Source organism: Limnohabitans sp. TS-CS-82 (assembly GCF_002943475.1).
The window spans coordinates 157,249-182,259 of sequence record NZ_PTQX01000011.1 but is presented as its reverse complement, the minus strand read 5'-3'; the positions used below and the strand labels follow the sequence as shown (position 1 = coordinate 182,259).

General features: G+C 57.0%; 28 protein-coding genes. 2 read left to right on the top strand and 26 right to left on the bottom strand.

What is annotated here, in order from left to right:
- Positions 1-40: 40 nt before the first annotated feature.
- Genes rng through C5F52_RS20195 form a run of 9 tightly spaced genes read right to left on the bottom strand, consistent with a single transcriptional unit; the run spans position 41 to position 7,699 of the window.
- Positions 41-1,531 carry a ribonuclease G gene (rng, locus tag C5F52_RS20235; protein ID WP_104800194.1) on the bottom strand — a complete coding sequence of 497 codons (1,491 nt, stop codon included), beginning with the start codon at positions 1,529-1,531 and terminating at the stop codon, positions 41-43.
- Positions 1,532-1,557: 26 nt separating this feature from the next.
- The gene (locus C5F52_RS20230) at positions 1,558-2,184 is read right to left on the bottom strand and encodes a nucleoside triphosphate pyrophosphatase (protein WP_104800160.1); all 627 of its coding nucleotides are present in this window, start codon (positions 2,182-2,184) and stop codon (positions 1,558-1,560) included.
- A gap of 26 nt (positions 2,185-2,210) precedes the next feature.
- A complete protein-coding gene (gene rlmH / locus C5F52_RS20225) occupies positions 2,211-2,678 on the bottom strand; it encodes a 23S rRNA (pseudouridine(1915)-N(3))-methyltransferase RlmH (RefSeq protein WP_104800159.1) in 468 nt (155 codons plus the stop codon).
- Entirely contained in the window at positions 2,675-3,484 is an 810-nt protein-coding gene (gene rsfS, locus C5F52_RS20220; protein WP_104800158.1) for a ribosome silencing factor, read from the bottom strand. The genes rlmH and rsfS overlap by 4 nt, the downstream gene beginning before the upstream one ends.
- The gene (gene nadD, locus C5F52_RS20215; protein WP_104800157.1) at positions 3,481-4,119 is read right to left on the bottom strand and encodes a nicotinate (nicotinamide) nucleotide adenylyltransferase; all 639 of its coding nucleotides are present in this window, start codon (positions 4,117-4,119) and stop codon (positions 3,481-3,483) included. Before nadD ends, rsfS begins: the two co-directional genes overlap by 4 nt.
- Positions 4,112-5,062: an oxygen-dependent coproporphyrinogen oxidase gene (gene hemF, locus C5F52_RS20210; protein WP_104800156.1), complete on the bottom strand. Its 951-nt coding sequence runs from the start codon at positions 5,060-5,062 to the stop codon at positions 4,112-4,114. The genes nadD and hemF overlap by 8 nt, the downstream gene beginning before the upstream one ends.
- 9 nt (positions 5,063-5,071) lie before the next feature.
- On the bottom strand, positions 5,072-5,689 hold the full coding sequence (locus tag C5F52_RS20205) for a 1-acyl-sn-glycerol-3-phosphate acyltransferase (protein ID WP_236657942.1): 618 nt from the start codon (positions 5,687-5,689) through the stop codon (positions 5,072-5,074).
- Position 5,690: 1 nt separating this feature from the next.
- On the bottom strand, positions 5,691-6,983 hold the full coding sequence (purD, locus tag C5F52_RS20200; protein ID WP_104800155.1) for a phosphoribosylamine--glycine ligase: 1,293 nt from the start codon (positions 6,981-6,983) through the stop codon (positions 5,691-5,693).
- Positions 6,980-7,699, bottom strand: a complete 720-nt coding sequence (locus C5F52_RS20195) for a YebC/PmpR family DNA-binding transcriptional regulator (RefSeq protein ID WP_104800154.1) — start codon at positions 7,697-7,699, stop codon at positions 6,980-6,982. Before C5F52_RS20195 ends, purD begins: the two co-directional genes overlap by 4 nt.
- A gap of 68 nt (positions 7,700-7,767) precedes the next feature.
- Here C5F52_RS20195 and C5F52_RS20190 point away from each other — a divergent pair, with 68 nt between their 5' ends.
- Positions 7,768-9,336 carry a helicase HerA-like domain-containing protein gene (locus C5F52_RS20190; protein ID WP_104800153.1) on the top strand — a complete coding sequence of 523 codons (1,569 nt, stop codon included), beginning with the start codon at positions 7,768-7,770 and terminating at the stop codon, positions 9,334-9,336.
- A 131-nt stretch (positions 9,337-9,467) separates the two neighbouring features.
- Here the strand turns inward: C5F52_RS20190 and clpA are convergent, their stop codons facing one another.
- The 8 genes from clpA to C5F52_RS20150 form a co-directional block, all read right to left on the bottom strand.
- The gene (gene clpA, locus C5F52_RS20185) at positions 9,468-11,798 is read right to left on the bottom strand and encodes an ATP-dependent Clp protease ATP-binding subunit ClpA (RefSeq protein WP_104800152.1); all 2,331 of its coding nucleotides are present in this window, start codon (positions 11,796-11,798) and stop codon (positions 9,468-9,470) included.
- 104 nt (positions 11,799-11,902) lie between these two features.
- Positions 11,903-12,250: an ATP-dependent Clp protease adapter ClpS gene (clpS, locus tag C5F52_RS20180; protein ID WP_104800151.1), complete on the bottom strand. Its 348-nt coding sequence runs from the start codon at positions 12,248-12,250 to the stop codon at positions 11,903-11,905.
- Positions 12,240-12,707: a hypothetical protein gene (locus C5F52_RS20175; protein WP_201747060.1), complete on the bottom strand. Its 468-nt coding sequence runs from the start codon at positions 12,705-12,707 to the stop codon at positions 12,240-12,242. Before C5F52_RS20175 ends, clpS begins: the two co-directional genes overlap by 11 nt.
- Positions 12,704-13,009 carry a DNA polymerase III subunit beta gene (locus tag C5F52_RS20170; RefSeq protein WP_104800191.1) on the bottom strand — a complete coding sequence of 102 codons (306 nt, stop codon included), beginning with the start codon at positions 13,007-13,009 and terminating at the stop codon, positions 12,704-12,706. The genes C5F52_RS20175 and C5F52_RS20170 overlap by 4 nt, the downstream gene beginning before the upstream one ends.
- Positions 13,010-13,066: 57 nt before the next feature.
- On the bottom strand, positions 13,067-14,479 hold the full coding sequence (locus C5F52_RS20165; protein WP_104800150.1) for a glycosyltransferase family 41 protein: 1,413 nt from the start codon (positions 14,477-14,479) through the stop codon (positions 13,067-13,069).
- Positions 14,476-15,111, bottom strand: a complete 636-nt coding sequence (locus tag C5F52_RS20160; RefSeq protein WP_104800149.1) for a glycosyltransferase family 2 protein — start codon at positions 15,109-15,111, stop codon at positions 14,476-14,478. The genes C5F52_RS20165 and C5F52_RS20160 overlap by 4 nt, the downstream gene beginning before the upstream one ends.
- Before the next feature lie 10 nt (positions 15,112-15,121).
- Complete coding sequence (locus tag C5F52_RS20155) at positions 15,122-16,138, bottom strand: hypothetical protein (RefSeq protein ID WP_104800148.1); 1,017 nt, start codon at positions 16,136-16,138, stop codon at positions 15,122-15,124.
- Between the two features lie 98 nt (positions 16,139-16,236).
- Complete coding sequence (locus C5F52_RS20150; RefSeq protein WP_104800147.1) at positions 16,237-17,403, bottom strand: nucleotide sugar dehydrogenase; 1,167 nt, start codon at positions 17,401-17,403, stop codon at positions 16,237-16,239.
- Positions 17,404-17,492: 89 nt separating this feature from the next.
- Between C5F52_RS20150 and C5F52_RS20145 the strand changes: the two genes are divergently transcribed.
- A complete protein-coding gene (locus C5F52_RS20145) occupies positions 17,493-18,584 on the top strand; it encodes a glycosyltransferase (protein ID WP_104800146.1) in 1,092 nt (363 codons plus the stop codon).
- Here C5F52_RS20145 and C5F52_RS20140 read toward each other — a convergent pair.
- From C5F52_RS20140 to rfbA, 9 genes are all read right to left on the bottom strand, one after another.
- On the bottom strand, positions 18,581-19,081 hold the full coding sequence (locus tag C5F52_RS20140; protein ID WP_104800145.1) for a hypothetical protein: 501 nt from the start codon (positions 19,079-19,081) through the stop codon (positions 18,581-18,583). The two genes, C5F52_RS20145 and C5F52_RS20140, sit on opposite strands and share 4 nt — an antisense overlap.
- A 16-nt stretch (positions 19,082-19,097) precedes the next feature.
- On the bottom strand, positions 19,098-20,519 hold the full coding sequence (locus C5F52_RS20135; protein ID WP_104800144.1) for a mannose-1-phosphate guanylyltransferase/mannose-6-phosphate isomerase: 1,422 nt from the start codon (positions 20,517-20,519) through the stop codon (positions 19,098-19,100).
- Between the two features lie 159 nt (positions 20,520-20,678).
- On the bottom strand, positions 20,679-20,867 hold the full coding sequence (locus C5F52_RS20130) for a hypothetical protein (RefSeq protein ID WP_236657941.1): 189 nt from the start codon (positions 20,865-20,867) through the stop codon (positions 20,679-20,681).
- A gap of 13 nt (positions 20,868-20,880) precedes the next feature.
- Positions 20,881-21,462, bottom strand: coding sequence for a transcriptional regulator (locus C5F52_RS20125; protein WP_146100130.1), 582 nt, complete (start codon positions 21,460-21,462; stop codon positions 20,881-20,883).
- 142 nt (positions 21,463-21,604) lie between these two features.
- A complete protein-coding gene (locus C5F52_RS20120; RefSeq protein WP_104800141.1) occupies positions 21,605-21,880 on the bottom strand; it encodes a type II toxin-antitoxin system RelE/ParE family toxin in 276 nt (91 codons plus the stop codon).
- A gap of 12 nt (positions 21,881-21,892) precedes the next feature.
- The gene (locus tag C5F52_RS20115; protein ID WP_104800140.1) at positions 21,893-22,144 is read right to left on the bottom strand and encodes a type II toxin-antitoxin system ParD family antitoxin; all 252 of its coding nucleotides are present in this window, start codon (positions 22,142-22,144) and stop codon (positions 21,893-21,895) included.
- Between the two features lie 119 nt (positions 22,145-22,263).
- Complete coding sequence (locus C5F52_RS20110; RefSeq protein WP_104800139.1) at positions 22,264-23,568, bottom strand: glycosyltransferase family 2 protein; 1,305 nt, start codon at positions 23,566-23,568, stop codon at positions 22,264-22,266.
- 6 nt (positions 23,569-23,574) lie between these two features.
- Positions 23,575-24,123, bottom strand: coding sequence for a dTDP-4-dehydrorhamnose 3,5-epimerase (rfbC, locus tag C5F52_RS20105; protein ID WP_104800138.1), 549 nt, complete (start codon positions 24,121-24,123; stop codon positions 23,575-23,577).
- Positions 24,124-24,131: 8 nt separating this feature from the next.
- Positions 24,132-25,010 (bottom strand): glucose-1-phosphate thymidylyltransferase RfbA, encoded by an 879-nt coding sequence (gene rfbA / locus C5F52_RS20100; protein ID WP_104800137.1) that lies wholly within the window; start codon positions 25,008-25,010, stop codon positions 24,132-24,134.
- Position 25,011 lies beyond the last annotated feature (1 nt).

Sequence of the window (25,011 nt, the reverse complement as noted above, 5' to 3'; positions counted from 1 at the left end):
CACAAAGCAGCGTTTGAACACAAACGCTGGACACGGCGGTTTACATCAACACAATGTCGTATTGCTCCTGCGCCATCGCCGACTCAGCTTGCAGCGAAATGGGCTTGCCAATGAAGTCACTCAAACCTGCCAAGTGCTGGCTTTCTTCATCCAGCAGCACGTCAATCACGCCCGGTGAGGCAATCACGCGGAACTCGCGGGGGTTGAACTGGCGGGCTTCGCGCAAGATCTCGCGCAAGATGTCGTAGGTCACGGTGCGGGCGGTTTTAACGCTGCCTTTGCCTTCGCACACGGGACACGCCTCACACAGCATGTGGGCCAATGATTCGCGGGTGCGCTTGCGCGTCATCTCCACCAAACCCAAGGCCGAAAATCCGCTGACCATGGTTTTCACGCGGTCACGCGCCAGCTGTTTGCGAAACTCGGCCAACACGGCCTCACGGTGGTCTTCGCGGGTCATGTCGATGAAGTCGGCGATGACGATGCCACCCAAGTTACGCAAGCGCAGCTGACGCGCAATCGCGCCCGCGGCTTCAAGGTTGGTTTTAAAAATGGTTTCGTCAAAATTGCGCGCGCCCACAAAACCACCCGTGTTCACGTCTACTGTGGTCAGCGCCTCGGTCTGGTCCACGATCAGGTAGCCGCCCGATTTGAGGTCGACACGGCGGCCTAGGGCTTTGGCTACTTCTTCATCGATGTTGAAGAGGTCAAAAATGGGCCGCTCGCCTTTGTAGAGTTGCAGCTTTTGCACCGAAGATGGGGTGAACTCCGCGCCAAACGCTTGCAGCGTGGCAAATTGCTCGGCCGAATCGATGCGAATGGTTTGTGTGGCTTCACCCACCAAGTCGCGCAGCACGCGCTGCAGCAAGCTCAGGTCTTGGTGCAGCAGTGACTTAGGCGGCATGCGGGTGGACGCGTCTTTGATGCGCGCCCATGTTTTACGCAGATAAGCGATGTCTTCACCCAAGGCCTCGTCATCGGCCTCTTCGCCATTGGTGCGCAAAATGAAGCCGCCGGTTTGCCCATTGGGAGCGCCCGCATCGGCCAGGGCTTGCAGGCGACGACGCAGGGCTTCACGCTGTTCAAGCGGGATTTTTTGGGATACGCCAATGTGTTGGTCTTGCGGCAAAAACACCAGCAAGCGTCCCGCAATGCTGATTTGTGACGACAAGCGTGCGCCTTTGGTGCCAATCGGGTCTTTGATGACTTGCACCAAAATCGATTGACCTTCAAACACCTGCTTCTCAATCGGCACCACAGGCGCTGGCTCACCTTTTTCGGTGTCGGCATGGCGGGCAGACACGCTGCTCATCAAATCGGCCACGTGCAAAAACGCTGCTCGCTCTAGGCCAATGTCGATGAAGGCTGATTGCATGCCTGGCAACACCCGCGCCACTTTGCCTAGGTAGACGTTGCCCACCAAGCCGCGCTCTAAGGTGCGCTCGACATGCAACTCTTGCACAGCGCCCGTTTCGACCACCGCCACACGCGTTTCTTGGGGTGACCAGTTGATCAAAATATCTTGTTGCATGGACATGGGTAAACGTTGAACCGCTGTTAAACCTTGAAACCAAACTCACGCAACAGTTGCGCAGTCTCGAACATCGGCAAACCCATGATGCCAGAGTAACTGCCACTGATGTGCGCGATGTACGCCGCCGCCCTGCCCTGCACCGCATAGGCGCCCGCTTTGCCCATGGGCTCGCCACTGGCCACGTAGCTTTGAATTTGGGTGCGGGTCAAGGGGGCAAAGCGCACTTGGGACACGCTCAAGCCTTGCACTTGCTTGCGTACAGCGCCTGTTTTGGTGAGCGCGCCCATCGCCACAGACGTCAACACACGGTGCGTCTGGCCACTCAGTTGGTTCAAAATTTGACTGGCATGCTTGGCGTCATCCGGTTTGCCCAAAATGGTTTTGCCCAAGGCCACCGTGGTGTCGCTGCACAACACGGGCGCCAGTGGCAAGCCTCGGTGTTTCATGCGGCTCAGCGCAGCGTCGAGTTTGAGCAAGGTCACGCGTTGCACATAGGCACGCGGGGCTTCGCCGGGCAACACCACCTCAAGTGCTTCCGCATCTTCGGTGTCGTCGGCCAACAGCAATTCATAACGCACCCCTAATTGCTCCAGCAACTGGCGGCGACGCGGGCTTTGTGAAGCCAGATAAACGAATTGAGATGAAGGCATGGTGAGATTTGTTTCGATGACAACGTTCACTCGCGGTGATACGGGTGGTTGGCGTTGATCGACCATGCGCGGTAGAGCTGCTCCACCAACAGCACGCGCACCATGGCGTGCGGCAAGGTCAAATCGGAAATGCGAATGCGCTCGTGGGCGGCTTGCTTGAAGGCGGGGTCTAAACCATCGGGGCCGCCGATCACCAGCGCCACATCATCGGCTTCGAGTTGCCAATGTTTGAGCTTGGCCGCCAAGGCGACGGTGGTGAGGTTGGTGCCGCGCTCATCCAATGCCACGATGCGGCAACCTCGCGGAATAGCGGCCTCGATGCGCTCGCGCTCTGCGGCATAGATGGTTTCTAAGGTTTTAGAGCTGCGCGGCTCGGTTTTCACCGCTTTGAGCTCGACTTTGAGCTCAGAGGGGAACCGCTTGGCGTAATCGTCCCAAGCGGTTTGCGCCCAGTCGGGCACACGTTGGCCGACGGCGACCACCCACAGCTTCATGCTTTGCGGGCAGGTGTCTTCTTGGCAGCCACACGGTTACCAGCGGGCTTGCCTGCAGGTTTGCCAGCTGAGGTCGATGCGGTGCGAGCAGCCGCTTTAGAGGCCGATTTAGCGCCCTTCAGGCCCACTGTTTTTACGGGCAGTTTGGCTGCGGGTTTGTCGGCAGTCTTAGCGGCAGGCTTGCGAGCGGCCGTTGTTTTAGCGGCTGCAGCTTTAGGCGCAGCGCTCTTGGCAGCAGGCTTGGTGGCTGATCGGGCTGACGTTGTTTTGGCCGGTGCAGATTTGGCTGCTGCGCTACGGCCAGCAGCTTTAGGGGCTGCTTTGTCAAAGGCTTTGTCAGACGCTTTGTCAGCGCTCTTGCCCGTCGATTTAGCGCCTGCTTTTTTAGCAGCCGCCTTCTTGGGCGCGGGTTCTTTAGGCTCTGGCGCAGCGGGCTTGGGCGCGCCGAACTTCAAACGCACAGGCTTGCTGCCCCAGATTTCTTCGAGGTTGTAGTAGCCACGGATGGTGGGTTGCATGACATGCACCACCACAGCGCCGCAATCCACAATGATCCATTCGCCGTTGTCTTCACCTTCGATGCGCGGCTTTGAAAAGCCCGCTTCGCGCACTTTGTCGCGCACGCTGGCGGCCAAGGCTTTGGTTTGACGGTTCGAGGTACCCGACGCGATGATCACGCGTTCAAACAGCGAAGACAGTTGTTCGGTGTCAAACACCGCCAAGTCTTGCGCCTTCACATCCTCCAAAGCATCTACGACGATGCGTTGCAGTTTTTGAACATCTTTTTTGCCAGCGGTTTCGGTCATCGGTCTAATCGGTAAAGTCTGTGTTGATCTACGTAGTGCTGCACAGAGGCAGACAACCACTCATGCAGAGGTGCAGCTTGAGTCTGCGAGCCATGAGCCAAGTGCGACCGAATCTCGGTGGCACTGATGGGCAAGCTCGGCATGTCCAAGATTTGTACGTCGGGGGATACCGCATTGTGCCACTGTGCGTCGACCTTGTGATTTTCTGCCCCGTCGTCCAACGGCCGCTGCGCCACCACCAAGGTGGCCCGTTGCAAAATTTCTGGCCAACGGTGCCACGTCTGAAAGGCCCGCGCTTGGTCGGCACCGATGAATAAAAACAATTGGGCGTTGGGGTATTCAAGCCGCAACTCGTTCAGTGTGTCTACGGTAAAGGTCGGGCCATCTCGCTCGATTTCACGGGCATCCACCCAAGCTTGCGGCAGTTCGGCAAAGGCCAAACGCGTCATGGCCAAGCGATGCGGCGCGGCCGTGAGTGCGCGGGTTTTATGCCACGCTTGGCCGGTGGGAATGATCAGCAAACGATCCAAGCCAAACTGCGCCACCGCACGTTGCGCCAACGCCAAATGCGCCAAATGCGGTGGGTCAAACGCGCCGCCAAACACCCCTAACCGAACAATCTCGGTGTCAGGCATGCGCTGCCAGCCAGTCGCGCGGCACCAAAAACTCGTGCAGCAACGCGTGTTCAGGCGAGCCCAGCTCAGGTTGGTGTTGGTACGACCAACTCACCAACGGCGGCATGGACAACAAAATAGATTCGGTGCGACCGCCCGACTGCAAGCCAAAGTGCGTGCCACGGTCCCACACCAAGTTGAACTCCACATAGCGCCCACGGCGATACAACTGATGCTCACGCTCGCGTTCACCGTACGGCGTGTGCTCGCGACGTTCCACGATGGGCATGTAGGCGTTCACAAAGGCATCGCCCACGCTGCGCAACATGTCAAAGCTGCGTTCAAAGCCCAGTTCGGAAAAGTCGTCAAAGAAGATGCCACCAATGCCACGCTGCTCGTTGCGATGTTTGTTGCAGAAATAGTCGTCGCACCACGTTTTAAAGCGTGGGTACAGACCTTCGCCAAAGGGCGCCAGCGCGTCATGGCATGTTTGGTGGAAATGCACCGCGTCTTCGGCAAAGCCGTAATACGGCGTCAGGTCCATGCCACCGCCAAACCAAGCCACAGTTTGGCCGTTGGCGGGTGTGGCGGCAATCATGCGCACATTCATGTGCACCGTGGGCACATACGGGTTACGCGGGTGAAACACCAACGACACGCCCATAGCCTCAAAGGGCGCCCCCGCCAACTCAGGGCGGTGCTGCGTGGCCGATGGCGGCAACTTGGGGCCGCGCACATGCGAAAACCCACAACCGGCACGCTCAAACACAGCTCCGTTTTCCAAGATTTGGGTAATGCCATTGCCTTGCAACTGCTCGCCCGGGCCTTTTTCCCACGGATCGACCAAGAAGGTACCGCCGTCCTTGGCCGCAATCGCGCACGTGATGCGGCTTTGCAAACCGATCAGGTAATCGCGCGCTGCTGTGACGACGCGCGCGTGGTGAGAAGAGTCAGAAGTGGTCATGCGTTGGCGTTATTCAGAGGTGGTTCGGGGTGGCATGGGTCGGATGGGCGCGACCTGTGCGGCATGAAAACCGCACACGCCCGCATAGGCCTTGGCCAAGTGCGCGTAGTCGGCCTCGACATCCCCCGTGAGGTGCATGAACTGGTCGAAATGCGCCTCTTTTTTGGCGTAATCAATACGCAGCAGGCACAAGGGCACATCGGCCCCTAGAGCCAGTTGGTAAAAACCGCTGCGCCAGCCTGGGGTGAGCTTGCGTGTGCCCTCGGGCGACAGCGCCAGCCACAGATAGCCGCCGTCTTGCTTGTGTTGTTTGAGCACATTCACCATCTCGCCCACCACCCCTTTGGGCGATGAACGGTCAATGGGTCTGCCGCCAATCCAGCGCAGCCAACGGCCAAAGACAGGAATGCGAAACAAACTGTCTTTGGCAAAAAACTGCACCTGCAAACCAATGGCCCACTTGACCGGCATCATCACCACGAAATCCCAGTTGCTGGTGTGCGGGTAGCCCACGATCACACCTTGCGCAGCCGGTAAGCCGTTGAACACATATCGCCAGCCAATCAGCTTCAAAAAGGCCCGCGCCAAGCGGCTGCCTTTGAACTCAAGAGGCGCGTAAACAGGCATATCAACGCGCAATGGCGCGGTAACCAATGTCGGTGCGGTACTGCACACCGTCAAAGTGAATGCCCTTGGCCGCGTCATAGGCCAGTTGCTGCGCCAGTTTGATGGTGCCGCCCAAGGCGGTCACGCACAACACGCGCCCACCGGTCGTGGTGATCAAACCATCCACCATCTGGGTGCCCGCGTGGAACACCACCGCATCGTCGGTGTCTTGCGGCAAACCACCGATGACATCGCCTTTGCGCGGGTTCATGGGGTAGCCATAGGCCGCCATCACCACGCCCACAGCCGTACGACGGTCCCATTCCAGGGCGAAGTCGTCAAAGCGCTCTTCGGCGTTGTTGGCTGTGGCGGCCATCAACACATCGACCAAATCGGTCTTCAAGCGCATCATGATGGGTTGGGTTTCGGGGTCGCCCATGCGGCAGTTGAACTCCAGCGTTTTGACTTGGCCTTGTGGGTCGATCATCAAACCGGCGTACAAAAAGCCCGTGAACGGAATGCCATCTTTTTCCATGCCCTTGATGGTGGGCAAAATGATTTCGCGCATGGCGCGGGCATGCACCTCAGGCGTCACCACAGGGGCTGGCGAGTACGCACCCATGCCGCCTGTGTTGGGGCCTTCGTCGGCATCGAGCAAGCGTTTGTGGTCTTGGCTGGTGGCCAAAGGCAACACGGTTTTGCCATCGCACATGACGATGAAGCTGGCCTCTTCGCCTTGCAAAAACTCTTCAATCACCACGCGCGCGCCACCTTCGTTGTGGCTCACACCAAGCTTGTTGTCGAGCAACATGAAGTCAATCGCTTCGTGGGCCTCGGCGGCGGTCATCGCCACCACCACGCCCTTGCCTGCCGCCAAACCATCGGCCTTCACCACAATCGGTGCGCCTTTGGCATTCACGTAATCGTGCGCGGCCTGTGCGTCGGTGAAGGTGTCGTATTCAGCGGTGGGAATGTTGTGGCGCTTCATGAACGCTTTGCTGAACGCCTTCGAGCTTTCCAGCTGCGCCGCGGCCTTAGTAGGTCCAAAAATGCGCATGCCGTGCGCGCGAAACTCGTCCACCACACCCGCTGCCAATGGCGTCTCAGGCCCGACCACCGTCAACTCAACGCCCTCGGCTTGCGCAAACTCGCGCAAAGCTCGGACATCGGTGATGGGCACATTTTGCAAACGCTTATCGCGTGCCGTGCCGCCGTTGCCGGGGGCCACAAACACTTTTTGCACCTTGTTGGATTGGGCAATCTTCCACGCCAACGCGTGCTCGCGGCCACCGCCGCCAATAACTAATACGTTCATAGTGCAGCGTTGTGATAGACCTCTTGCACATCGTCAAGGTCTTCTAGCGCGTCCAAAAGTTTTTGCATCTTCACAGCGTCATCACCCTCGATCTCGATGGTGTTGTCTGCACGGTAAGTCACCTCGGCCACTTCGGGCTTGAGGCCCGCTGCTTCCAAGGCGTTTTTCACAGCTTCAAAGCTGGTGGGAGGCGTCAGCACCTCAATCGCGCCGTCGTCATCGGTGATCACGTCATCGGCACCCGCTTCGAGCGCGATTTCCATGATCTGGTCTTCATTGCTGCCGGGCGCAAAAATCAACTGGCCGCAATGCTTGAACTGAAACGCCACCGAGCCTTCAGTGCCCATGTTGCCGCCGTGCTTGCTGAACGCAAAACGCACATCGGCCACGGTACGCACGCGGTTGTCGGTCATGGTGTCCACGATGATGGCCGCGCCACCAATGCCGTAGCCTTCGTAACGAATTTCTTCGTAACTCACACCTTCGAGGTTGCCAGTGGCTTTGTCGATGTTGCGTTTGATGTTGTCGGCGGGCATGTTGGCCGCTTTGGCCTTTTCAACCGCCAAACGCAGACGCGGGTTGATGTCCAACTCAGCCCCGCCTAGACGGGCGGCCACCATGATTTCGCGGATCAAACGCGTCCAGATACGCCCGCGTTTGTCGTCTTGCCGACCCTTGCGGTGTTGAATATTTGCCCATTTACTGTGGCCAGCCATCAGAAATCCTCTTGAATTGAATTAACCTTATCTGGTTATTTTACTTTTCAAGTGATGGAGAACTTTCGATGGCCGAACCAATGCTGATTGCGCTGCATAAGACTACCGAATGCCACATGCTTCCGGCCCTCGCCAACCGCCACGGACTGATCACTGGGGCCACTGGAACCGGCAAAACAGTCACCCTGCAAACGCTGGCTGAAGGGTTCTCCAAAATGGGCGTGCCCGTCTTCATGGCCGACGTCAAAGGCGACTTGGGCGGCATCAGCCAGCCCGGCACCATCCCGCCCAAGTTGGCGGCCTCGCTGCAAGAGCGCGGCGTCCCCATGCCCACCCCACTCGCCTGCCCCACCACGCTGTGGGATGTGTTTGGCAAATCGGGCCACCCCGTTCGTGCCACCATCACCGACATGGGGCCGCTGCTCTTGGGCCGCATGCTTAACCTGAACGACACGCAATCGGGCGTGCTCAACATGGTTTTCAAAATCGCCGATGACCAAGGTTTGCTGCTGATCGACCTCAAAGACCTGCGCGCCATGCTGCAGTACGTGGGCGAGCACGCCCGCGACTTCACCACCCAATACGGCAACGTCAGCGCCGCCAGCATTGGCGCCATTCAACGCGCCCTCTTGGAGATTGAAGCCCAAGGCGGCGATGCCTTCTTTGGCGAGCCTATGCTCAACATCCAAGACTTCATGCAAACCGATGCCAAAGGCATGGGCGTGATCAACCTCTTGGCCGCCGACAAGCTGATGAACGCGCCGCGTCTGTATGGCACCTTCTTGCTGTGGATGCTGTCAGAGTTGTTCGAGCAACTGCCTGAGATCGGCGACCCTGAAAAACCCAAGATGGTGTTCTTCTTTGACGAAGCCCATCTGCTGTTCAACGAAGCACCGAAGGTGCTGATCGAGCGCATTGAGTTGCTGGTGCGTCTGATTCGCTCCAAAGGCGTGGGCGTGTACTTTGTCACCCAAAACCCATTGGACGTGCCCGACACCGTGCTGGGCCAGTTAGGCAACCGCGTGCAACACGCTTTGCGCTCCTTCACCCCACGCGACCAAAAAGCCGTCAAAGCCACCGCGCAGACCATGCGCGGCAAAGCGGGCCTCGACATCGAAAAAGCCATCACCGAGCTGGGCGTGGGCGAAGCCTTGGTCAGCCTGCTGGACGCCAAAGGTCGTCCATCGGAGACGGAACAGGTCTACGTGCTGCTGCCCGGTAGCCAACTGGGGCCCATCACACCAGAGCAACGCCAAGCCCTGCTGGCTAACTCGCTGGTAGCTGGGGTGTATGAGCAAGTGATCGACCGTGAATCTGCCTATGAACGACTCAAAGGTGGGGCGCCAGCCAACACGGCCAACAGCGCGACGGGCCATGTGGCAAGTGCAGAGGCATTCGGTCAAGGTGCTTCTGGTGCGAACCCACCTGCTGGCCAAGCCGCCGCGCCCTCGATGACCGAGCAAGTGCTGTCTGGCCTTGGCGAAGCCTTGTTTGGCTCCACCGGCCCACGCGGTGGCAAGCACCAAGGCTTGGCGCAAGTGATGGTTAAGTCGGCTGTGCGCAACATCGGCTCTGCTGTGGGCCGCGAGATTGTGCGTGGCGTGATGGGCAGCATTTTGGGTGGGCGCAAGCGCTGAAGCGTCGCAACCAACCGCATACATTTCGCCAATAAGCGCCCATAAAAAAACGCCGCCTGTGTTACCACAGGCGGCGTTTTTATTGGTAGCAACTTCATGAAGGAGGTCTGCGAAAAGACCTCGCCGCAGCTTTAGCTCGCCGCTGACTCCTCAGAAGCGGCTGGCTCACCCTTTGCTGCCTTTTCCTTCTTAGGCAAAGGCGTGATGTCGAGCAGCACTTCTTCTTTGTCGTCGATGTCCACGCTCAAGCGACCACCGTCAATGAGGCGACCAAACAGCAACTCGTCGGCCAAGGCCTTGCGAATCGTGTCTTGGATGAGGCGCTGCATCGGGCGTGCGCCCATGAGCGGATCGAAGCCCTTCTTGGCCAAGTGCTTGCGCAGCGCGTCGCTGAAGGTGACGTCGACTTTCTTCTCGGCCAACTGACCTTCGAGTTGCAGCAAGAACTTGTCGACCACGCGCATGATGACGTTTTCGTCCAAAGCCTTGAAGCCCACGATGGCGTCCAAGCGGTTGCGGAACTCGGGCGTGAACAAGCGCTTGATGTCGCCCATTTCGTCGCCAGCCGCGCGTGGGTTGGTAAAGCCAATGGTGGCTTTGTTCATGGTCTCAGCGCCCGCGTTGGTCGTCATGATCAAGATGACGTTGCGGAAGTCTGCTTTGCGGCCGTTGTTGTCGGTCAAGGTGCCGTGGTCCATCACCTGCAACAGCACGTTGAAGATGTCGGGATGGGCTTTTTCAATCTCATCCAGCAACAGCACGCAATGCGGCTTCTTGGTCACGGCCTCGGTCAGCAAACCACCTTGGTCAAAGCCCACATAGCCGGGGGGCGCGCCAATCAGGCGGCTCACGGCGTGGCGCTCCATGTACTCAGACATGTCAAAGCGAATCAGGTCAATGCCCATGATGTAGGCCAACTGCTTGGCCGCTTCGGTCTTGCCCACGCCGGTGGGGCCGCTGAACAAGAAGGCGCCAATCGGCTTGTCGGATTTACCGAGGCCTGAACGCGCCATCTTCACGGCAGACGCCAGCACCTCAAGGGCTTTGTCTTGGCCGAACACCACGCTCTTCAAATCGCGCTCGATGGTTTGCAGTTTGCCGCGGTCGTCGTTCGACACGTTGGCGGGCGGGATGCGCGCGATCTTGGCCACGATGTCTTCAATCTCGGCCTTGCCAATGGTCTTCTTGCGCTTAGACGCCACCAAGATGCGTTGTGCCGCGCCGGCTTCGTCGATCACGTCAATCGCCTTGTCGGGCAAGTGGCGGTCGTTGATGTACTTGGCGCTCAACTCGGCAGCGGCTTGCAACGCAGCCACGGCGTACTTGACGTTGTGGTGCTCTTCAAAACGCGACTTGAGGCCCTTGAGGATGTCCACGGTCTCTTGAACCGTCGGCTCGACCACGTCGACCTTTTGGAAACGACGGCTCAAGGCGGCGTCTTTTTCAAAGATGCCACGGTATTCGGTGAAGGTCGTTGCGCCAATGCACTTGAGCTGGCCGCTCGACAACGCAGGCTTGAGCAAGTTAGACGCATCCAAGGTGCCGCCTGAAGCCGCACCCGCACCAATGAGCGTGTGGATTTCGTCGATGAACAAAATCGCGTTGGGCTTGGCCTGCAAGTTCTTGATCACGCCTTTCAAGCGTTGCTCAAAGTCGCCGCGGTATTTGGTGCCGGCCAGCAAAGCGCCCATGTCCAGCGAGTACACGATGGCCTCGGACAAGATTTCAGGCACATCACCTTGGGTGATGCGCCATGCCAAACCTTCGGCAATCGCGGTTTTACCCACGCCAGCCTCGCCCACCAAGAGCGGGTTGTTCTTGCGGCGGCGGCACAAGATTTGAATCGTGCGCTCGACCTCGTACTCGCGGCCAATCAGCGGGTCAATCTTGCCGTCTTTGGCGGCTTGGTTCAGGTTTTGGGTGAACTGCTCAAGCGGCGAAGCTTTCTCGCTCTTTTCAGACGCGCCACCCTCTTCCGGCTCCGCAGGGCTGGGCTCGGCGCCTTTCACGGCTTCAGGCGGATCACTCTTTTTGATGCCGTGCGCAATGAAGTTCACCACGTCCAAGCGGGTCACACCTTGTTGGTGGAGGTAATACACCGCGTGCGAGTCTTTCTCGCCAAAGATGGCGACCAGCACGTTGGCGCCGGTCACTTCTTTTTTGCCATTGCCTGTGGACTGCACATGCATGATGGCGCGCTGAATCACGCGCTGAAAACCCAAGGTGGGCTGTGTGTCCACCTCTTCGGTGCCCGACACCTGTGGGGTGTTGTCGGCGATGAAGTTGGACAACGACTTACGCAAGTCGTCAATATTGGCGGAGCAAGCGCGCAACACTTCGGCGGCGCTGGGGTTGTCGAGCAATGCCAAAAGCAAGTGCTCAACCGTGATGAATTCGTGACGCTGCTGACGGGCCTCGACAAAGGCCATGTGCAAGCTGACTTCAAGTTCCTGGGCGATCATGTGTTTTCCTTCGTGCTTGCAACTGAGATTCAACTGTATATGGAAACGAAAGCCGTTTATTCAATGGGCCTGTTTGTTTGGTGCAAACGATAGGTAGCTGCGGCTCATTCAATGGGCTCTGCCACACATTGCAAAGGGTGGCCGGCCTTGCGGGCTGCGTCTAGCACCTGTTCCACCTTGGTGGCCGCCACGTCTTTGCTGTACACACCGCAAATGCCTTTGCCATCCAAATGGATCTGCAACATGATTTGAGTGGCACTTTCGCGGTCTTTGCTGAAAAACTCTTGCAGCACCATCACCACAAACTCCATGGGCGTGAAGTCGTCGTTGAGCATCAGCACCTGAAACATCTGAGGCGGCTTGGTACGCTGCGTACGGCGCTCTAAAACGACCGAGTTGCCATCGTCACGGTCGGGCAGCTGGACTTTGGGGGTGGGTTTTTTAGTGGGCATTCATCAGAGGGGTTATTTTGGCTAACAGCGCTTCCATTTGAGGAACCGCACTGACAGCCTCGTTCAAATAGGCCGCTTTGAGCGCATCGTCTTGCGGGTAGTCGTGCGCAAAATGGTTACGAATCGAGCGAAGCGCGTTCCATGACTCCACATTGGGCAAGAACCCGAGTTTTTCAAGTCGATGCAGCTTATCCAGCATGGGTCGATCTTCGTAAGGCTCCTGCAAAAAGCTCAAAACAGCAGGCAGCAGTCGAGCACCTATGGCATCTTGCAACTTGGTAAATCGCAACACAAACTGATCCCAGTCTTGCACGAGTTCATCATCCATGCGAGATAAGGAATCGGCCGTCACAGGCAGCACGGCAGACAAAGACGCCAGCGCATGTCTTAAATGATGCAAATGACGTTCGCATTGGCGCCACGCGTCATCCAAAATTAAGCGCGACTGATCCGTCATAGCACCACCCCTTGAGCACGCGCGATATCAAAGATGGGCAGATTACTTTGTCTTGTTGGGTAGTCAATCAAAACGTCCAGCTTTTGCTCGCCCAAGCGTTCATAAACGCGAGCCACAAAGCGATGGTGCGCGCGCACGATCTCAATGGGTTCTGTGAGGGCGGTGTCAATCAACAAATCGATGTCGCCGCCCTTTCGAGCGTCATCAACCCGAGAACCGAACAAACGAATGACAGCCTTGTCCCCAAAGCAATCCACAGCAGATTGCTTGAGTACTTGGTGTTCTTGCTGAGTCAGGCGCATGTTCGGTTTGTAAAAACGATGCATTCATTCTACAAACTCAAAACCTCAGGTAAAACGTCACACATCCATGGGCGCGCAATGCCGCTCACAAAACAAGGTCCCCACTTTGGCCCGCACCTTCACGCCCATGGCGGTGGCCTCGCGAGCCGTTAAACCGCTGCTGTAGGGGAAGGTATCGAGCATTTCGGCGTGTTGGCCCAGCACCTGCAACGCCTCATGGTGGCTGCGAGGCACGACGAACTCCACCTCTGAGGCATCCAAATACGCCAGCACATGGTCGCGAGCCTGCACATGTTGGTACTGCTGATGCACCAACACTTTCTTGCCCTTGATAGTTTGCAAATGCCGCAAAAACGCCCGCGACAACTTGGCGGGGTTGGCAAACACCACCGGCTCCAGACGACGCGTTGCCTGTGGCGGCGGCATGTAGTCGGGCGGCGTGTAAATGGCGTAGCCCCCAGGAATGTTGTGCAGCGGCTCGGTGTACAAATTTTGCAAATGCGTGGGCGACTGCGCCTCGTCCCCAATCCAGCCATCAAAACTGTCCAACCCCGTGGTGATGCTTTGCCCACCCACCCACTTGAACATGTGCCGAGCGGGCTTGACCGACAGCGCTTTCAGCCCCACGGGGTCCATCCAGCCGCCCAAGTCGTACAGCACATCGAGGTCAGCGGCTTGCAGGGTTTGCGCCAGACGCAGCGCGTCCATCTCTTGCACGTCATGCCACTCGCTGGCCAAGTCTTTGAACGCTTGGGTGGCCCAATCTGCCTTGTGGCCGCGGTTGAACACCACCAGATCGCGGGCTTTGGCCTCTTCTTGCCAAGCCGCAATCGTCAAAAAGTAAACCGGCGACACGCAAAACAAAGGCGAAATCAAGCCAACCCGCTGGCGCCCACTGTTGCGCTTAGGCTGCGCAGGCTGGCGTGGCAGAGGTTCCAAGCGCAACACACGGCGAGAAAACGCGATCACGCGGTCGTTCAGCTCTTGCGCCGACTCGTCGCGGTCGTACAAACTGGCCATCAGCGTGGTCAGCTCGGCATCGTCACCATGCTCGGGCGACCCCAGCAAGGGCTTCACCCACTCGGCCGCCTGCAAGGGCGTGCCAAACACATTCATTGCCAAATCAGCGCGAGCAATGCGCGCCGTGCCGTTGGTCGGGTCGGCCTGCATGACTGCGGCAAAACTGGCATCGGCCTCTTGCACTTGGCCCAACATCTTGTGCGCGCGGCCTTGCAGCAGCCGGCTTTGCCACAAACGCGGGTTCAAGCCGTACGCCCGCTGCAAAGCCTTCAACGCTGGCGCTGGCTTGCCCAACGCCAACAAACTCAGCCCCAAGTTGTGCCAAGCCCCCGCGTTATCGACTTGACGTTGCGCCGCCAACCCAAAAAAATGCGCCGACTCAGCCCAGCGCCCCTCATTCATAGCCTCTTGTGCCGATTGCAGCACCGCCAACGACTCATGTGCGTTCATTGAAACATTCCCAACAACAAAGGCTCTCTCACCCGCCCGTCAAACCCTTGCGCCACCCGCTCGCGGTACAGCACACGGTCGGCACGGTGCACCGCCGTGGCGTCTTTGCCCCAATCGACCTCCATCAGCACACTGTCGGGGTTGTACACATAGCCACTCGCTTGCAGCGCCAGCAAAGTCAACTCCACATCGGCGTAATGGCGCGCATAGCCGGGGTAAAACACACCGCCGCCGCTCACGCCCGTCACCCACTCGCGCTTGGCCAAGCCAAACGACGCCAACGCACCATGCCACTTGCCGTCGTTGAACCCGAGCAACACACCCGCCTCGCGGTGCAGCGTTTGCAGGGCTTGGCCCATCCACTCCCGCCCCGCAAACGCGTCTTGCGCCATATAGCCGACCCACGGACTTTGTGTGGCGGCGCACGCCGCATTCACCGTGGCCACAAAGCCTTGGCGCTGCGCGTCGTGCACCGCCAGCACCAAGCCCTTGGCCCCTGCTCGCTTGCAAGCGAACTCGCCGGCACGCACCGCCAAAACGGGGTCGGTATAAGGCATCACCATCACGGGGCCGTCCACCGTCCAGCGTTGCTTGACCAACTCCGACGACTCAATGCAAATCAAATCCATCATGGCCAGCTCCTTAAACGAAACGCACATCGGTGGGCGTGATCAGTCGCAAATACTGCGCACACCACGCCTCTGAATTCGTTTGGTTCAAATACAAATTGCGGTAATTCACCCAACACGCCGCCAGCCAAGCCGACTTGGTGCTGTGCGCCACGTCCTTCATGTCGCGCAACAACTTTTGGTGCACATTCAGCTCGGCCTCGCGCGCCAGCAAAGGCACTTTGTGCGCCTTCAATCCGCGGCCCTCGGTGCGCATGAAATACCCAAACAAGCGCTCCACGATGAATGGCACATACGTGGCCCCGCCGTGCAAACCCTTGGGGTCTGCCGCGCTCGAATGCAAGGCATTGCGCAAGGTGGGCGACAAGTTCTCGTCTGCCGCCTTCAACACCCGGCGAATGAACGGCAAATACAACGCCCAAAACTTTGGCGTCGCCACAAAATAATTGGCCGACGAATAGCTGCTCGACGGATGCAAAGCCCCAATCTCGCCTTCATCCAAATCCGCAGCCTGAAACACCGCCCGCGTCAAGGCCACAAAATGCGGATGCGCCGTCTCACCCTGCATCCACATGTTGTGATAAATCGCCTCGTTTTGAATGTGCGGGTTGCAGAAATACACATCGTGCCCAGGGTTCGCGGCCATCGCTTCAAGCAACTCCGCGCCCTTCATCCCCGTTTTCTCACCAAAACGCCAAGACAACGCGCCCCACAACTGCGCCCCTTGCGTCGCCGCATGTGCTTGCAAACGCTCAAACACCGAAAACTCCAGCAACTCCGACTTCGCCCCCGCGTTGTCCAGCTGCACAAACGCTGGGTCGAGCAAGTCGCGGTGCCAGGGCTCGTAATAAATTTGAAACACCCGAACCGGCGCCAGCAACGCTGGGTGCGGCTTAGAGGGCGTTGCAGCCTTGGCGGCTGGCTTGGCCGCCTTTTTAGCAGCAGGTTTGATCAGCTTTTTCGCTGGCGCCTTTGGTGAAACTTTGGCGGCTGGTTGAACGACCGGTTTGGGTGTACTTTTTGAAGCCATGGTTGTTTATTCTGTGAGACGACGCTTAGTCTAACTCTCAAAATACAACTAAAGCACTCAATTTATAACAATAAACCCGTGTGAACGGGGTTGGACCATCAATCCTGACCAAACAAATCGCGCGTATAAACCTTACCCGCCACATCGTCTAAATCTGCGGTTTGGCGATTGGCCACGATCAGGTCGGCGCGCTGCTTGAAGGTGTCGAGGTCGGCGATGACTTCGGAGTTGAAAAAATGTGGCTCATTCAGCACCGGTTCGTACACCACCACCTCCACGCCCTTGGCCTTGAGCCGCTTCATGATGCCCTGCACGCTGCTGGCGCGGAAGTTATCGCTGCCGGCCTTCATCACCAAGCGGTAAATGCCCACCACCTTGGGGCGGCGCTTCAAGATGTCAAACGCCACAAAGTCTTTGCGCGTGCTGTTGGCGTCCACGATGGCGCGCATCAAGTTTTGCGGCACCTCGGCGTAGTTGGCCAGCAACTGCTTGGTGTCCTTGGGCAGGCAATAACCGCCGTAGCCAAATGAGGGGTTGTTGTAATGGCTGCCAATGCGCGGGTCTAGGCACACGCCATCGATGATCTGCCGCGTATCCAGCCCCAGCGTCGACGCGTAACTGTCTAACTCGTTGAAATACGCCACCCGCATCGCGAGGTAGGTGTTGGCAAACAGCTTGATCGCCTCGGCCTCGGTGCTGTCGGTTAGCAGCACGGGCATGTCTTTTTTTACCGCACCCTCCACCAACAAATCGGCAAACACCTGGCCTTGCTCTGAGCGTTCGCCCACCACGATGCGGCTGGGGTACAAGTTGTCTTGCAGCGCCTTGCCTTCGCGTAAAAACTCGGGTGAAAACATCAGGTTGTGCGTCATGTGCTTCAACCGCATGCGCTCGGTAAACCCCACGGGTACCGTCGACTTGATCACCATCGTTGCCTGCGGGTTGATGGCCAACACATCGGCAATCACCGACGCCACTGACTTTGTGTTGAAGTAGTTGGTCTCGGGGTCGTAGTCGGTCGGCGTAGCAATCACCACAAAGCTTGCCCCCGTGTAAGCCTCTTCTTTGCTCAGCGTCGCTTTGAAATTCAGTGGTTTGTGGCGCAGGTAGTCTTCCATCTCGACGTCTTCAATCGGCAACACCTTGCGGTTGAGCTGCTCCACCTTGCTAGCCACCACATCCAGCGCCACCACCTCATGGTGCTGCGCCAACAAAATGCCGTTGGACAACCCCACATAACCCGTTCCTGCAATAGCGATTTTCATAAAACGACCCTGCTTCCAAGACTCAATTTGCACTTAAGAAAGCATTCATCTTAAGTTACATTAATACTTTATAAGTAAATAAATTAGCAATGAGTTCGCATCAAGGCTTCAACCTCGTCGGCTACGCCACTTCTCCCATGGGCTTGGGCGAGGACCTTCGCTCCTTTGCAGCCATGCTCGATCACCTTGAAATTCCGTTCTCGGTGATCGACATCCCCACCGACGTGCAGGGCCAAATCAAAGTGACGTGGCAGCACCTCACCACGCACGACTACGACACCAGCGTGTTCTTTATGTCGGCCATGGAGTGCCTCAACCTTGCGCGAGCCCACCCCAAACTGTTCACCCAGCCCAAGCAAAAAATTGGCTACTTTTTGTGGGAACTGCCCGACTTTCCCAGCCGCTACGCGCCTGCCTTGCAACTGGTCAACCACATTTGGTGCCCCACACGCTTTGTGCAAAAAGCCTTCTTTGACAAATCGCGCCAGCTCACCCTGTCGCTGCCCTTGCCTGTGGTGCAGCACCCCGCCACGGGGCGCGACTTTCGGGCTGAATTTGGCGTGCCCGCCAACGCCTTTGTGTCGCTGTTCATGTTTGACATGCACTCCACCTTGGCCCGTAAAAACCCACAAGCTGCGCTGCGCGTCTTTGAGCAGTTTGCGCAAACCAACCTCGACGCCTATCTGTTCTTAAAAGTCAGCCGCTGGCAACACTTGGGCGCACAAGCCTTGGCGTGGCTGCCCAAACATCCACGCATAAAGCTGATCACAGCCACCCTCAGCCCGGGCGAGTTGACCGACCTCTACCAAAGCGCCAATTGCTATTTGTCGCTACACCGCAGCGAAGGCTTTGGCCGCACCTTGGTTGAAGCCCTGCAAAACGGCCTGCATGTGGTGAGCACCGATTTTTCGGGGCCGCAAGACTACCTCACCCCCGACAACGCCCTCTTGGTGCAATGGCAGCGCGCCGAAGTGGGCCCCAACGACTACCCCCACCTCACCGAGCCCAGTTGGTGGGCCGCCCCCGACGAACACAGCGCCCTGCAACAGCTGGCCTTAGCCTGCGAACGCGCAAAAAAAGGGCCCAATATTCAGGGCCAAAACGACGGTGCAAAGTTCTTGCCCGAAGCCTTGGCCGCTAAATACAGGCCTATCTTGAAAACGTATTTAAAAGTTACTTAAACCGCTGGCGGGACCACAGAGGTCGTGCCATCTTGTCCACGCGCATCCAGCACTTTCTTCGCTACCGCCAACACCAATTGCGACTTAGGCGCTTGGTCTAAAAACTCTTTCGACGCCAAAAAATCCACCAGCAGCGCAAAAGGCGTCACGCCCACGCGTGGGTCCACCACCTCCATCGACTCGGGCAAACGACCCAAGAAAATTTTGTAGGCGGCAATCACATCTTCGCGTGTGGCTTTCATCGTGTCCATTTGGCCCAGCACCTCTGACACGATGTCAACCGCGGCAGGCTCAGGCACGATCTCTGGCATTGAGATGGTTACCGTTGTTGGCGTGGCCGTTGGCGCTACAACGCTCACGGCCTGAGTTGCCTTCGCCGCCGCTTGCGCAGCCAAGGCCTCATCAAACGTCATTGGGGCTGAAGGCGAAGCTGGCGCTGCCACCGCCACGTCTTCACCCACGGGATTTTTCTTGAAACCAAAAAAGTTAAACACCATACAAGTCCCTTATCTGTCAAACCCGTCCATACAAATCCTCAAACCGCACAATGTCATCCTCGCCCAGGTACGAGCCCGACTGCACCTCGATCAAATGCAGGGGAACTTTGCCTGGGTTTTCTAGCGCGTGCGTCATGCCCACGGGGATGTAGACCGACTCGTTTTCTGTCACCAGCTTGGTCTCGTCGCCCAAGCGCACCAGCGCCGTGCCCGACACCACCACCCAATGCTCGGCGCGGTGGTGGTGCATTTGCAGCGACAACTTCGCGCCCGGCTTCACCTTGATGCGCTTTACCTGAAAGCGCCCACCGCTGTCCACGCTGTCGTAACTGCCCCACGGCCTGAACACCTCGCGGTGTTGGTCTACCTCGGGGCGCTTTTGCGCTTTCAGGCGGTCCACCACCTTTTTCACGTCTTGCGCTTTGTCTTTGTGGGCCACCAGCACTGCGTCTGAGGTTTCGACCACCACCAAGTCTTCCACGCCAATCAGCGCTACCAAGCGGCTGTCGGCATGCACGTAGCTGTTCTTGGCCCCTTCTAGCAGCACATCGCCACGGGTGGCGTTGCCTTGCGCGTCTTGTGGCAACACCTGCCACACCGCCGACCATGCGCCCACATCGTTCCAGCCTGCGTCTAGCGGCACCACCACGGCTTTGCTGGTTTTCTCCATCACCGCGTAGTCCACGCTATCGCTGGGGCTGCTGGCAAACGCGTCTTTGTCCAAGCGCACAAACTCAAGATCTTTTTTTGCGTTGTTCCATGCGCCTAGGCAGGCTTGCAGCATGGCGGGGTTGGCCTTGCCCAACTCCTCTAAAAACACCGACGCCTTGAACATGAACATGCCGCTGTTCCAGGTGTAGCTGCCGTCCTTCAAATAGGCCTGCGCCGTGGCGAGGTCGGGCTTTTCGACAAACTGCTGCACCGGCACAGCCGCATTTGCATCCAGCGGCAAACTGGCTTTGACGTAGCCATAACCCGTCTCGGGGTGCGTGGGCACAATGCCAAACGTCACCAACGCACCGCCCTCTGCCGCCTTTAGCCCCACCCGCACCGCGTGGTGAAAGGCCGGCACATCGGCAAACGTGTGGTCCGACGGCAGCACCAGCAACACGGGGTCGGCCCCAGTGGCAAGCACCGCCAACGCCGCCACCGCAATGGCTGGCGCCGTGTTGCGCGCCACCGGCTCTAGCAAGATGCTGTGCGGCTCCACCCCCGCCTCGCGGCACTGCTCGCCCACCAAAAAGCGGTGGTCGTTGTTGGCCACCACGATGGGGCGCATGGCGTCGGCGGTGATGCCCTGCAAGCGCTGCAACGTCAGCTGAAACAGCGAGGCGTCTTCGGTCACGCCTAAGAATTGTTTGGGACGCAAAGAGCGAGACAGCGGCCATAGGCGCGAGCCGCTTCCGCCCGACAAAACGACGGGAATTAAGGGTGACATGGCGGTCTTATTTAAAAGTTAAATTGCCCAACGCCAACTCGGTTGGGGCTAAACCCAGGCGCCTGCTAAGAGGCAGAAACTCAAATTACGGGCTTAAGGCGACGCTAGTTGGCATTCCAATCCCCTTCTAGCTCGGGGTTCGCATCACTTTGGGATGACTCACTCACCTACCAACAGCTCGACATCACTAATTAGGTCGCGCACTAGAGACACGAGCTCCAGCACCATGCTTTCTTCGATGTCCAAATAGCCTTCGTACTCGGCCAAGTTTCGCTTTTGATGAGCTGCATCCAACACACGCCAGCGAGGTGCCGCCCAGCCCAAGGTATGCGGCAAACACTGAAACACGATAAAGCGGTTCTCACTTCGATAGCGGACTGCCTTCAATCAAATTGATGGTCGGTTGCGCCAACACCTTATTGACGAATGAATCCGGCTCAACTCGGCGCTTCTCAAACTCTTGCACGGTGTAGCAATTCGGATTCACTTTGCGTCCCAGTGCATCTTCGGCTGCTTGCAGATATTGAAGCACCTCGGACAAAGTCAGGTCAACTCCAACCAGCATCAGGTCGACATCACTGGCAGATGTGTCCTCCTGCTTGGCCACGGAACCATAAATGAATGCACGAGCCAGCTTGGGCCGCAAAGGCTCTAAAGCCGCCATCAGAGCAGCTTCCACACCGCAAGTTTTGCGCGTCAGCGAAACCAGCTCGGAAAACAAGGGGCTCTTATGGTTAGCTTGAAACACCCGCAGGTTTCCCATGCGTGTGCTCTGCACCAAACCGCTGAGGCTGAGCCGCTTGAGCTCTTGCTGCAACGATGCACTACTCAAACCAGTCAAACGCAACAACTCGTTCAAGAAAAATGAACGTTCTGGCTGACCAAACAGCCAGCGAAACAACCTGACTTGGCGGTCTGAAAAAATAGCATGGGCAAGTGACATACCATGAATTTAGCACAATCATGCTTATTTTTAGCATGATCATGCTAAGTTTCTTCTGTCGTCAAATGCCTAGCCAAATCCATGCTGTCATGAATGACTCCCTTTTTGTCCTTGTCGTGCAATGTGCAAAGTACGCACTCCGTTAACCAACGTCCCGTGCACTATGAAGCACGCGAATAATCAGCACTGAACTCTGAGAATTTTCAAAATAAATGATGTATCTGCCATACGCACACGACCTGATTTCGGCATCTAGCTCAGGGCGTTTTCTGTATCCCTTTGGATTGATACAGATTTTTTGACATTGCTTTTCCAACTCGGCCATGAAGCTGATCGCACGCGCTGGGTTGTCTTGGGCGATGTAATCGCCAATTTCCTCAATATCACTAGCGGCAAGAGGCGAAATCAGCAGCTTCATGGTCACTTAAGCCTAACTTTGCTGACTGTACTTTGCGTTCAATCGGTTAAAAACGTCCTCAGCCGGTATCGCTGCGCCGCTGGCCTTGCCTTTGGCAATTTCGACTTTCAGCGCTTCTAACAAAACGGCTTGTTGGTTTTCTGCGTCCTCCAACAACCGCAGGCCTGCACGAACAACTTCGCTCACGTTGTTGTAGCGACCGGAGTCCACCTGATGTCGGATAAAAGACTCAAAGTGCGGGCTTAAGGCGACGCTGGTGGGCATTTCAATCTCCTAACAGTTACTAACTATTATTAAATTGTGTTTCAGACCGATTGTCAAGGTCATAGCGTTTGAATCGCCTTCAAGCTCACGCCCCAGATGCAACGTCTTGGCCGCATCCATTACCGACACATCCAAGCCTCAACCTTGATCACCCGATCGTCAATCACAAAGTGATGCAACAAAAGCGAAGGTTTGATGTTGATCCCTTTTAACTGGATGGTGAATTGGTTGTTCAAACGCGGCTTTAAGAGTGGCTGCACCAAGCCGACATTGATGTTTTGATCGTTGCTCAAGCGAAACGTTTTCTCTTGAATTCCATTCACGCACAAAGTGATCTCCACAGCGCTCGCGTCTACGTCTGGTGGCAAACGGCCGCACACATAAAAATTACAAGCAGTCTTTAGCTGATCGATGTCCATCGTGAACTCGCTGCCCGCCACGTAATCTGCACCCCTTGGCGCCTCGGCAACGCCGGTTAGCGTCACATGGCTAGGCCAATCGCCATTCACAGCAGGCGTGTCGAGCGCGCTTGCCCAGCGCGCCTCTTCGCGCAACAACGCCGCCTCGGCAAGGGTGATCGCAGCCATATGAGGACTTGCTAAAAATGAACGCGTCAATTGCCCGTCTATATAAGGCTCGTAAGCGCTGGGCCCTTCCGCTAACAACGCCACCCAACATTTGATGAGCTGAAGCTTGATTTCTTTGCGCCACTTGGCATAAAGGTATTGGCTATTTCTCTCGTTCTGCAAACTCGTGCGACTGCGACTCAAACTGACGTGATGAAGAATGCGACTCGAAGGCGCGACATATATTTCTTTTCCTGCCGCTCTCATCTTCAAACACAGGTCTATGTCTTCACAGCCGTTAACAAAAACCTCGTCAAAACCACCAAGCGTATCGAAATCTGCTTTGCGCATCAGCATGCAAGCGCCCGTTGCCACATAAACGCGGGCCGGCTGAGTTGGGTCGTCTTGTTCAATCCGAAGGTGATCAAACTGACCTCTGGGCGTCAGCACAACACCGGCATGGTCTAGCGCATCATCTGCAACACGAAACTGCAAATTACCCACAATGCCAGCGTTCAGTGCGGGGGCTCGCAATGCGGCCAACATGGGCTCCAACCACCCGGGCTTAAACACCAAGTCATTGTTCAGCAGCCCAAGATATTCGCCTTTGGCCCGAGCCGCCGCTATGTTGTTGGTTTTGGCGTACCCGAGGTTGTGCCCATTTAATACTTTTTGAATTCGCGGATCATATAAATCGCGAAGCCAATCTCTCGTGCCATCGGTAGAGCCATCGTCAGCCAATATCAATTCATAGCTCAAGCCATCCGGCAACGAGGCCGTCAACGACGACAACATCTCTTGCGTCTGTTCAAGATGATTGAACAGGGGGACGAGAAAACTGATGAACGGCGCGCTCAAATGAGGTTATTCAAAAACTTCGGCAGCACCCAACGCTGCACCCTGCAAATCTTTGGCTGAAAGTTGGGGGGCCTCTCCATAATGCCAATCGACCCCAATCGTTGGGTCATCCCAAGCAATGCAGCGCTCAGATTGGGGCGCATACAAGTCGGTAGTTTTGTATAAGAACTCTGCCGTGTCGGTCAATGTCACAAAGCCGTGTGCAAAGCCGGGTGGAATCCAAAGCTGTTGTTTATTTTCTGCACTCAGTAAAGCGCCTGCCCATCGTCCGAAATTTGGCGAACTTTTGCGAATATCTACCGCCACATCAAACACGGCACCCTGCACCACCCGCACCAACTTGCCTTGGGCATGAGGCGGCAATTGGTAATGCAACCCCCGCAATACCCCTTTGACCGATTTGCTGTGGTTGTCTTGCACGAAATTAGCTTGAAAACCGGTGGCCCCCGTAAACTCGCGTTCGTTGAAGCTTTCAAAAAAGAAACCCCGTTCGTCCCCAAACACCTTGGGCGTGAACAACAGCACCTCAGGCAACGCTAGTTTTTCATAAGCCATATAACGCCTTAATCCTTCAAGATATTCAGCAAATATTGGCCGTAGCCGTTTTTAGCCAAAGGCGCCGCCAGCTTTTGCAACGCGGCAGCGTCGATCCATTTTTGGTGAAACGCAATTTCTTCCGGGCAGGCCACCATCAAGCCTTGACGCTTTTGTAAGGTCGCAATAAAGCTGGCGGCCTCCATCAGGCTCTCGTGCGTGCCGGTGTCCAGCCATGCGTAACCGCGGCCCATGATCTCAACGCTCAATTGGTTCAACTCCAAATAGCGCTTGTTGACATCGGTAATTTCTAGCTCGCCACGGTGCGAGGGCTTCACATCAGCCGCAATGTCACACACCTGTTCGTCGTAAAAATACAAGCCGGTCACGGCGTAGTTGCTCTTGGGGGCTTTGGGTTTTTCCTCAATGCTCAAGGCGCGGAACTCGCCGTCAAACTCCACCACGCCATAACGCTCGGGGTAGTGCACATGGTAGGCAAACACGCTGGCGCCGCTGGTGCGCTGGTTGGCGCTGTCGAGCTGTTTGACCAAGTCGTGGCCGTAAAAAATGTTGTCGCCCAACACCAAAGCACTCGGGTGGTCGGCCACAAAGTTTTTACCAATGATGAAGGCTTGCGCCAAGCCGTCGGGGCTGGGCTGCAGCGCGTATTCGATGTGCATGCCCCATTGGCTGCCATCGCCCAACAGCTCAGTAAAACGCGGCGTGTCTTGCGGGGTAGAGATGATCAACACCTCGCGAATGCCGCTGAGCATGAGCGTGGTGAGTGGGTAATAAATCATGGGCTTGTCGTACACGGGCATGAGCTGTTTGCTCACCGCTTGCGTGACGGGGTAAAGCCGTGTGCCCGAGCCACCGGCCAAGATAATGCCTTTGCGCTGTTTGGTCATA

Excerpts from the sequence above, each read along its gene's own strand:
- rng (WP_104800194.1), bottom strand. The coding sequence starts at position 1,531 with ATGCAACAAGATATTTTGATCAACTGGTCACCCCAAGAAACGCGTGTG.
- C5F52_RS20230 (WP_104800160.1), bottom strand. The coding sequence starts at position 2,184 with ATGCCTTCATCTCAATTCGTTTATCTGGCTTCACAAAGCCCGCGTCGC.
- rlmH (WP_104800159.1), bottom strand. The coding sequence starts at position 2,678 with ATGAAGCTGTGGGTGGTCGCCGTCGGCCAACGTGTGCCCGACTGGGCG.
- rsfS (WP_104800158.1), bottom strand. The coding sequence starts at position 3,484 with ATGACCGAAACCGCTGGCAAAAAAGATGTTCAAAAACTGCAACGCATC.
- nadD (WP_104800157.1), bottom strand. The coding sequence starts at position 4,119 with ATGCCTGACACCGAGATTGTTCGGTTAGGGGTGTTTGGCGGCGCGTTT.
- hemF (WP_104800156.1), bottom strand. The coding sequence starts at position 5,062 with ATGACCACTTCTGACTCTTCTCACCACGCGCGCGTCGTCACAGCAGCG.
- C5F52_RS20205 (WP_236657942.1), bottom strand. The coding sequence starts at position 5,689 with ATGCCTGTTTACGCGCCTCTTGAGTTCAAAGGCAGCCGCTTGGCGCGG.
- purD (WP_104800155.1), bottom strand. The coding sequence starts at position 6,983 with ATGAACGTATTAGTTATTGGCGGCGGTGGCCGCGAGCACGCGTTGGCG.
- C5F52_RS20195 (WP_104800154.1), bottom strand. The coding sequence starts at position 7,699 with ATGGCTGGCCACAGTAAATGGGCAAATATTCAACACCGCAAGGGTCGG.
- C5F52_RS20190 (WP_104800153.1), top strand. The coding sequence starts at position 7,768 with ATGGCCGAACCAATGCTGATTGCGCTGCATAAGACTACCGAATGCCAC.
- clpA (WP_104800152.1), bottom strand. The coding sequence starts at position 11,798 with ATGATCGCCCAGGAACTTGAAGTCAGCTTGCACATGGCCTTTGTCGAG.
- clpS (WP_104800151.1), bottom strand. The coding sequence starts at position 12,250 with ATGCCCACTAAAAAACCCACCCCCAAAGTCCAGCTGCCCGACCGTGAC.
- C5F52_RS20175 (WP_201747060.1), bottom strand. The coding sequence starts at position 12,707 with ATGACGGATCAGTCGCGCTTAATTTTGGATGACGCGTGGCGCCAATGC.
- C5F52_RS20170 (WP_104800191.1), bottom strand. The coding sequence starts at position 13,009 with ATGCGCCTGACTCAGCAAGAACACCAAGTACTCAAGCAATCTGCTGTG.
- C5F52_RS20165 (WP_104800150.1), bottom strand. The coding sequence starts at position 14,479 with ATGAACGCACATGAGTCGTTGGCGGTGCTGCAATCGGCACAAGAGGCT.
- C5F52_RS20160 (WP_104800149.1), bottom strand. The coding sequence starts at position 15,111 with ATGATGGATTTGATTTGCATTGAGTCGTCGGAGTTGGTCAAGCAACGC.
- C5F52_RS20155 (WP_104800148.1), bottom strand. The coding sequence starts at position 16,138 with ATGGCTTCAAAAAGTACACCCAAACCGGTCGTTCAACCAGCCGCCAAA.
- C5F52_RS20150 (WP_104800147.1), bottom strand. The coding sequence starts at position 17,403 with ATGAAAATCGCTATTGCAGGAACGGGTTATGTGGGGTTGTCCAACGGC.
- C5F52_RS20145 (WP_104800146.1), top strand. The coding sequence starts at position 17,493 with ATGAGTTCGCATCAAGGCTTCAACCTCGTCGGCTACGCCACTTCTCCC.
- C5F52_RS20140 (WP_104800145.1), bottom strand. The coding sequence starts at position 19,081 with ATGGTGTTTAACTTTTTTGGTTTCAAGAAAAATCCCGTGGGTGAAGAC.
- C5F52_RS20135 (WP_104800144.1), bottom strand. The coding sequence starts at position 20,519 with ATGTCACCCTTAATTCCCGTCGTTTTGTCGGGCGGAAGCGGCTCGCGC.
- C5F52_RS20125 (WP_146100130.1), bottom strand. The coding sequence starts at position 21,462 with ATGTCACTTGCCCATGCTATTTTTTCAGACCGCCAAGTCAGGTTGTTT.
- C5F52_RS20120 (WP_104800141.1), bottom strand. The coding sequence starts at position 21,880 with ATGAAGCTGCTGATTTCGCCTCTTGCCGCTAGTGATATTGAGGAAATT.
- C5F52_RS20115 (WP_104800140.1), bottom strand. The coding sequence starts at position 22,144 with ATGCCCACCAGCGTCGCCTTAAGCCCGCACTTTGAGTCTTTTATCCGA.
- rfbC (WP_104800138.1), bottom strand. The coding sequence starts at position 24,123 with ATGGCTTATGAAAAACTAGCGTTGCCTGAGGTGCTGTTGTTCACGCCC.
- rfbA (WP_104800137.1), bottom strand. The coding sequence starts at position 25,010 with ATGACCAAACAGCGCAAAGGCATTATCTTGGCCGGTGGCTCGGGCACA.